Below are 6976 nucleotides of genomic sequence, written 5' to 3' on the forward strand. Positions count from 1 at the left end.
GCAAGTCCGTGATAGCGGGATCGGTCGAGGAATCGTCGCAGATGCAGAGCTCCCAGCGCGGCGAGGTCTGCAGGAGGACGGACTGGATCGCCTCCTCCAGCACGTCCGGGGGCGTGTTGAACACGGGGACCAAGATACTGAGATGGGCGCCCCTCGTCGGGTGGACGGGCTCCCCTGGGGTCGAGGCCCGCTGCGTCGTCACTCTCGGCCGCGCCTTCTCGCCGGCGACCGTCACGACACGCCACAAGGGCCTGTCCTTCGCCCCTTTCGGCGCCGTAACCGCATCCTCCCAGATACGGTTCAGTGCTAATTCCACGGCGGCGCTGGTCGCCTCGAGCGAGAACAGGCTTTGGATATGCGCTCGGCCAGCGGCGCCGAGAGTGCGGGCTGCTTCCTGATCGGAGAAAATTCGCCGCATCCCATCGCGTAAAGCCGCCCGGTCCGGCTCGGCCCAGACAAAAGAGGCTGGATAGGGCTCGTTGCCGTCCCCCACCTCGATCAGGCGGTAGGGCAGCGGAATGGCCGTCGTCGGGGTCACGAAGTCGGTCGACCCGCCGTAATCGGTGGCGATCACCGGCTTGCCTGCATTCATCGCCTCGATGATCGTCTGGCCGAGTCCCTCGGTTCGGTGCGGCGAGACATAGCAATCGATCAACCCGAACAGCGATCCCATTTCGGTGTCGGAATACAGGTCGGTCGAGAAGACGACGTCCGACCGTCGACCAGCCGCCTGCCGGATCCGCACGATCTCGGGATGGTCGAGCGACCCGTAATGAATCTTGACGAAACAGCACGCCCCGTCTTCCTCGCCGAAAGCCTCAAGGTAGGTTTCGACAAAGGCGGCGGGATTCTTTCGGTCCAGCACGCTTCCCGCATCGGCGATGTAGGCGAAGACGAAGCGATCGCGAGGCAGACCGAAATGACTCCGATGATCGGTCTCCGGCCGGCTCCTCAATGCGGAGAAGTTTGGCCGCACGATCCGGACCGGGACCTTGGACGCGGCCTCGATCGCACGCTGGATGAAGCTGCTGGCGCACCAAACTTCGTCGAAACGGTCAAGCACCGGCAGCCATTCGGGCTTGAGCGAGGCGAGTTCAAAGTAGCAAATGAGCACGTCGTATGTGCCCTCGCCGCCCCAGATTGTGCGAAGCAGCGCAGGATCGTTGTCCAGGGTACTGGCAAGCAGATCCAAATTGAGATGAACGACCTGGATGGGTTGAGGTGTATCCGCTGGAACTTGCGCGTCGATCCTTTTCAGGCGTTCGAATCCGGCCATCCAGGCATTCGCGCTGGTCCTCCACCCGGTAGCCTGAATGGCCTTCAAATAGCCGTTCGTGCTGATCGAAAGGCCATTCAGGAATGTGAGCGGACCGATCAGCCTTACACCAGGCCGCGAGCCGGGTCGGGGCGTCCACCTGGGCCGCACCGAAGGAGCAGACGGCACGAGCACCTCGCCCTCGAGCTCCCGTGCCATCCGGGCGAGGTAGAGATGCGGAGGATCATCCTGGGTCCAGGTGCCAGCGACCTGCGTCCGCAACTCGTAGCCATTCGCGACGTGGCCCGAATGTGAGACGAGGCCTACCCGCCTCGCCTCCTGAGCGGCAAGGAAGCCGAACAGCCTTTCCAGAGAGTGAGCTGTCTCGCCATCGCTGGCGCCCGTTTCCGCAGCGCTCAGGCTATCGGCCGGATGATGAAGCAGGTTCCGGAACAACCTAGGCCGAAACCAGAACATGGTGCCGGCGAAGAACCCCCATTCGAACAAGGCCGGACGACCCGGATAGAGCGATTCGATCATGCTCGAGAGAGTTGCGCCGTTCTCGCCGATGAATTTCCATCCCGATAGGTAGAGGTCGCGCGGACCTACCATGTCGAGATTTGGCTCCTCGCTAAAGGTCCGGATGATGTGCGAGACGAGTTGCCGGCTGCCCAGTACGGACTCGAGCAGCAGATGACGCCAGACGTCCGGCTCGGTCGTCCCCTTCTTCGTGTGGATCTTGCAGATTGCCAAATAGTCGGGGTCCTCGCTTATTTCCCGCATCACGTGCAGGAATGGCCCGATGTCGCGCCCAGCGTTGCCGACAGGGTAGACGCGCGCCCTGGGATAGGCCCGCCGAATACGCCTTCCTACGAAATCTGCTTGATCCTCCGGAGTCGTGACGAACAGATCGAAACCAATCGATATGTTCTTCAGGCTACGCAGGACCTGAGGCAGCATGTCGAGATAGAATACGTGAGCAACGACGGCGATCTTCTGGCCGACCACATCGATCGCGTCGCGGTTCTCGTACGAACCCAGTTCTAGGTAATGCGACAGAGGATCATGTACGTAGGCACGGACATCTGGGTACTTCTTACGGTACCAGTCTCCATCGAAGTAGGGCCCGGGATTGCGACCTTCCTGAGCGCCATATTCGACATAATGCGCGAAGGCTAGTTGCTTGGTCCCGACCACGTCAGGATTGTCTTTCAGATACCATTGTGCGTCAAAGAATGGGTTGGGGTTCTTGCCCTCCCTCATCCCGATCTTCATGAAATGCATGAAGGGATCGAGACGAGAGGCGCTAACTTCTGGATAAGTGGCGATGTACCAGTCTGGATTGAATAGCGGCGTTGGGGAATCATGCCGAAACTGTCCGTGCAGCAAATAATAAGCCAGAGGGTTCATACCATTCGACCTCTCGTCCCGCAGCTTCTTAAGGTACCAATCCGTGCTCAACAACGGTCCTGGTGTACGTTTCTCTTTGGAGCCGTGCTTCACGTAATGAACGAGCGGGTTTTCTCCATGCTCCGCGATGTCGGGATATTTGCGCAGATACCAACGCGTGCTGAACAACGGGTGCGGATTTAGACCACGAGCAGCGCCCCATACGAGATAATGGTGAGGGTTGTTCAACCCCCGCTCCCATCGTGGAAGTTGGGTTGCGTACCAGTCTCGGGAGAACGTTCCGGATTCCTCGAGGAGCTTGGCATCCTTCCGGATTCGCTCGGATGTGGCCAGTGCTAGTTCGACACGACGGTACCAACGGCCAAGAACCGTCGATTTTAGCAACTTCAGCACGTTCGCATCAACCTGACCTCGATCAGTTTCTCACCGGACAGATGTAGCGGTCACTACATTCGGAACATTCAGTAGCGGCGGAAAAAACCCTGATCAAGTGCTGCTTCGCCATCGCTGTTCATCGCCTCGACGCCTGCCTGACCCGGACGGCCGGCCATGCCGAGCGCGTGGCCGCCTTGCACATGATCGAGCCGCGCGCCGACCGCCCGCGCCGGATCACGCTCGGCGCCGACAAGGGCTATGACGCCGAGGACTTCGAGAGCGAACTCCGCTCCCTCAACGTCGCCCCTCACGTCGGGACCTCGCGCCCTATCTCGTCCTGGGCGCGATACTCTGGGTCCTGGTGCTCATGTCCGGCGTCCATGCGACCGTGGCCGGCGTGCTTCTGGCGTTCACGATTCCCCTCCGAACCTCGCGCGGCCGTCCGGACGACGTGGCGAACTCGCCGCTGCACCGGCTGGAGCACGCCCTCCACAGCTGGGTCACCTTCGCCATCGTCCCGATCTTCGGCTTCGCCAATGCCGGCGTCTCCTTCGCCGGCATTACCTCGGACAAGCTGACCGACCATCTCACGCTCGGCGTCGCTCTCGGCCTGCTGGTCGGGAAGCTCATCGGCGTGTTCGGCAGCGCCTTCTTCACCATCCGGCTCGGCTTCGCCGACATGCCCATGGGCGCGGGACGGCTGCAGCTGCTCGGCGTGTCGCTCCTGTGCGGGATCGGCTTCACCATGAGCCTGTTCATCGGGATGCTCGCCTTCGGCAACGACGCGGTCCTCCAGGAGGAGGTGAAGATCGGCATCCTCGGCGGGTCCGTGCTCGCCGGCCTGCTCGGCTGGGCCGTCCTGATGGTCGCGCCGCGTCAGATCCCAGCTCCGCCCGAACGCTCCGGCCGGAGGGACACACTCCGGGCAGAGACGGCTCGCGCATGAAAGCCCGGCTTGGAGCCTGGCTAGAACGCCTAGGCGACCAGTTCTGGCTTCGCCCCGCTTTCATCGTGGCCGCGTGCATGGCGGCGGCCGAAGGCGGTATCTGGATGGAGCACGCACGGTCCTTTATGGACGGAGACGATGCCGCGAACCCTTGGGGATACGGAGGAGGTGCCGAAGGTGCGCGAGCCCTTCTCAGCGCCGTCGCTTCATCCTCCATCGGCGTCGCCGGTACGGTCTTCTCGATCACGGTCGCGGCGTTGTCGCTCGCCTCCGGGCAGATGGGGCCGCGGCTCCTCCGCAACTTCGTGCGCGACGGCCGCAACCAGCTCGCGCTCGGCATCTTCGTCGGGACCTTTGCCTACGCGATCTTGGTTCTCCGCACGGTCCGGACGGAGCAGGAGGGCGCCTTCGTCCCACATGCGGCCGTGACCGGTGCCATTGTCCTCGCGGTAGCATGCGTCGCGACGCTGGTCTGGTTCGTCCACCACGTGGCGATGAGCATCAATGTCGAGAAAGTGGTGGAGGCTGTTCACCGCGACTTGGTTGAGGCGGTCGAGCGAGCCACGCTCGACGCTCCCGACCTGATGCGGGTGGAGTTCGAGCAGGCCGCCACGGTCACCGTCTCAGGAAGCGAGTACCTGCAAGCTGTCGACCCTACCAGCCTTGCGGACTGGGCGGCATCCAAGGGCTGCCGCGTCCGGCTTCGTGTTAGGCCAGGAGACTATGTCCCGAGAGGCCTGCCGATCGCCGAGATCCACCCGTCGCAGGACGGCGCGAGGTCCGTGCTGGAGCGCGCGCTCACGTTCGGCAGTCAGCCTACGGCTCTTCAAGCCCTGGAATACACCGTCCGGCAGCTGAGCGAGGTCGCAGTGCGAGCGCTCTCGCCCGGCATCAACGACCCGTCCACGGCCGGGAGCGTGCTGGAGCGCTTCGGCGACGCTCTCTGCCGGCTGGCGCCACGGTTCCTGCCGACCGGCGTCGCAGAACGCGACGGCCGCATCGTGCTGCTCTACCCGGTGACGGACTATGAGGGACTGACCGACGCCATGTTCCACGCTATCCGCCAGAACGGATCCGGCTCGGCCTTCGTGCTGATCCGCATGTTGGACGTGCTGGCCAAGGTCGCGCAGGTCGAGCGTGCGACCGACCGGCTTTGGGAGATCCGCCGAAGCGTGCGACGGGGATGGATCGCAACGGCAATTCTGGCCGTCACGATCTTGCTCGTCGCTCTGAGCGTGGTTCCGGTCGCGTTCGGATTTTTCGGCGCAGCGCTTCTTCTTGTGCTGTTTAGGGCCGTGCCCACCCGGGAGGCCTACGACGCGATCGACTGGCCAATCCTCGTGATGCTGGCCGCGCTGATCCCATACCAAGAGACCCATCATCAACACGAGGATGAGGACGGCAAGAAGCTGTGGGGTGCTCATCGAGCTCGATAAGGCGAGGGGAGGAGCGGGTGCTCCGCCCCACATCGCGTTGCGTGCGTTGCGGATCAAGCGAGATCGGCGCCCGTGGCTTGCGGGTCCGAAGAGCGACGGAAGCTAGCGTCCGCGGGACCTAAACGTGCACGTTTCCATGAGCGAGTTCGCCGCTGCGTCTGTAGGGCCGCAGGGTGGCGTAGAGGAGCCAGCCATAGAAGCAGGCCGCTCCGGCGATTACGAGCCAGCCGGGGAAGGGACCAAGAGCCGCGTTCTCCAGCGTTGCATCGAAGGAGAAAGCGAACTCCGCAATGCCCGCACCGGGTTGCAGCTTCGCCGAAGTGATCTTGATAACCCACGCCAGGAGCAGGATCAGGAACATCCACCGTAGTTCCGGCGCAGGCGCCTTGTCATAGCGTCCTGAACGGTGGTCAGGAAGACGGGCCGCCTGAGGTCTTCGCCCAACGCACGGGTCCACCCGGCCTCCTGCTGCTCGGTGGGCGCGAAGATTTGGGCGTAATAGTTCCGCTCGAGGCGGCGCACACGTGCCCTGTAAACGTCGAAGAACCGGTACCGGCGCGCCTCAATGCGTAGAAGCAGCATCACCAACACCATAGCGAAGAGCAGCACACCCTGGTGGGCGGTCGGTGTCGACAGCGAGACCGACAGCATGCCGGCCACGACCGTGATCGCCCAGTTCGTCGTTCGGTCGATACGGTCGCGCCACCCCGCCATGCGAGCGATCTCGGCGCGGTGATAATGGGCCAGAACCGTAATGAACTCGCCGGGCGTTGCCGGGAAGGCCGGTCCGGCTGGACTGGGCGTGACGCCCCCCGTGTGCATTCCGATGCCCATCCGGTATCCTGGCCGTGCAGTTCCGCCCGGCAGGCAGGTCGCCGGTCCGTCTCGGACCGGGGTTGCACCAACCAGTGGCGAAAATGAAGTCCCGCACGAGCGCTAGGTCTGTCCTTTCAGACTAGGTGCAGCTTTCTTCCTGGGCAACGGCGCTTCGGAGAACAACGGCGAGCGCCCGGCACTTCGGGAGGGCGCGGCCCAGCCATTGACCTCGCCAACGAGTCCCTTCCGAGGTGCGCCAGAGTCGCTGGTTTCACGGCCGGGGAGAGTGGCTCGCCAGGGAGCGGACATTCCCAATGCCCGCAGTGGGTCAACTCCGGACCAAGAGCCATCTTCGTCCGCCCTCCTGCGACCCATTTCCGAGCCTGCACATTCCACTCGACTGTCCCGGCGAACGGAGCATGTGTGTCGTCCGTCGAAGACGGGGGTGAGCATGAGCATGGGTGGGCTGAGCGTGACGGGGTGCCTGGTCGAGTTCAGCGCGCGGCTGACGGATGCAGCCACGATCGCAAAGGCGGCCGTGGTCTGCGCCGAGAGCGGGTCGGAGAAGGAGGCGGTGCGCCTCTCGATGGACTTGGACAAGCTTCTGCACGAGGCCGAGACGCTGCACCGGGCGGTCGCCCAGACTAACAGGAGTGAGCGTTCCGCGCCCGCCTGATCCCCGTTTCCAGCTCTCCTGCCCCATCTGGCGGGGCAACCCCGCCGGCATGCTGCCGATTG

At 63.5% G+C, this 6976-nt stretch carries 3 protein-coding genes and 3 pseudogenes; 4 read left to right on the top strand and 2 right to left on the bottom strand.

What is annotated here, in order from left to right; all coding sequences use genetic code 11:
* A partial coding sequence (locus ACFE87_RS24335) for a rhamnan synthesis F family protein (RefSeq protein ID WP_375462248.1) occupies window positions 1–2893 on the bottom strand: 2893 nt, incomplete at its 3' end.
* A gap of 290 nt (window positions 2894–3183) precedes the next feature.
* On the opposite strand from ACFE87_RS24335, the pseudogene ACFE87_RS24340 reads away from it, so the two are divergent.
* The 3 genes and pseudogenes from ACFE87_RS24340 to ACFE87_RS24350 all read left to right on the top strand — a co-directional run.
* Window positions 3184–3354, top strand: a pseudogene (locus ACFE87_RS24340) (IS5/IS1182 family transposase); the annotation flags it as partial.
* Window positions 3355–3359: 5 nt separating this feature from the next.
* A pseudogene (locus ACFE87_RS24345) lies at window positions 3360–3986 on the top strand (Na+/H+ antiporter NhaA); the annotation flags it as partial.
* Window positions 3983–5422: a DUF2254 family protein gene (locus tag ACFE87_RS24350; RefSeq protein WP_375462249.1), complete on the top strand. Its 1440-nt coding sequence runs from the start codon at window positions 3983–3985 to the stop codon at window positions 5420–5422. The pseudogene ACFE87_RS24345 and the gene ACFE87_RS24350, both read left to right, overlap by 4 nt.
* 118 nt (window positions 5423–5540) lie before the next feature.
* On the opposite strand, the pseudogene ACFE87_RS24355 reads toward ACFE87_RS24350, so the two are convergent.
* Window positions 5541–6256 (bottom strand): annotated as a pseudogene (locus ACFE87_RS24355) (DUF2270 domain-containing protein).
* A 439-nt stretch (window positions 6257–6695) separates the two neighbouring features.
* Here ACFE87_RS24355 and ACFE87_RS24360 point away from each other — a divergent pair.
* A complete protein-coding gene (locus ACFE87_RS24360) occupies window positions 6696–6914 on the top strand; it encodes a hypothetical protein (protein WP_375462250.1) in 219 nt (72 codons plus the stop codon).
* Window positions 6915–6976 lie beyond the last annotated feature (62 nt).

The sequence above is a fragment of the uncultured Enterovirga sp. genome (assembly GCF_964242715.1).
Classification (GTDB): Bacteria; Pseudomonadota; Alphaproteobacteria; order Rhizobiales; family Beijerinckiaceae; genus Enterovirga.

Excerpts from the sequence above, each read along its gene's own strand:
- ACFE87_RS24360 (WP_375462250.1), top strand. The coding sequence starts at position 6,696 with ATGGGTGGGCTGAGCGTGACGGGGTGCCTGGTCGAGTTCAGCGCGCGG.
- ACFE87_RS24350 (WP_375462249.1), top strand. The coding sequence starts at position 3,983 with ATGAAAGCCCGGCTTGGAGCCTGGCTAGAACGCCTAGGCGACCAGTTC.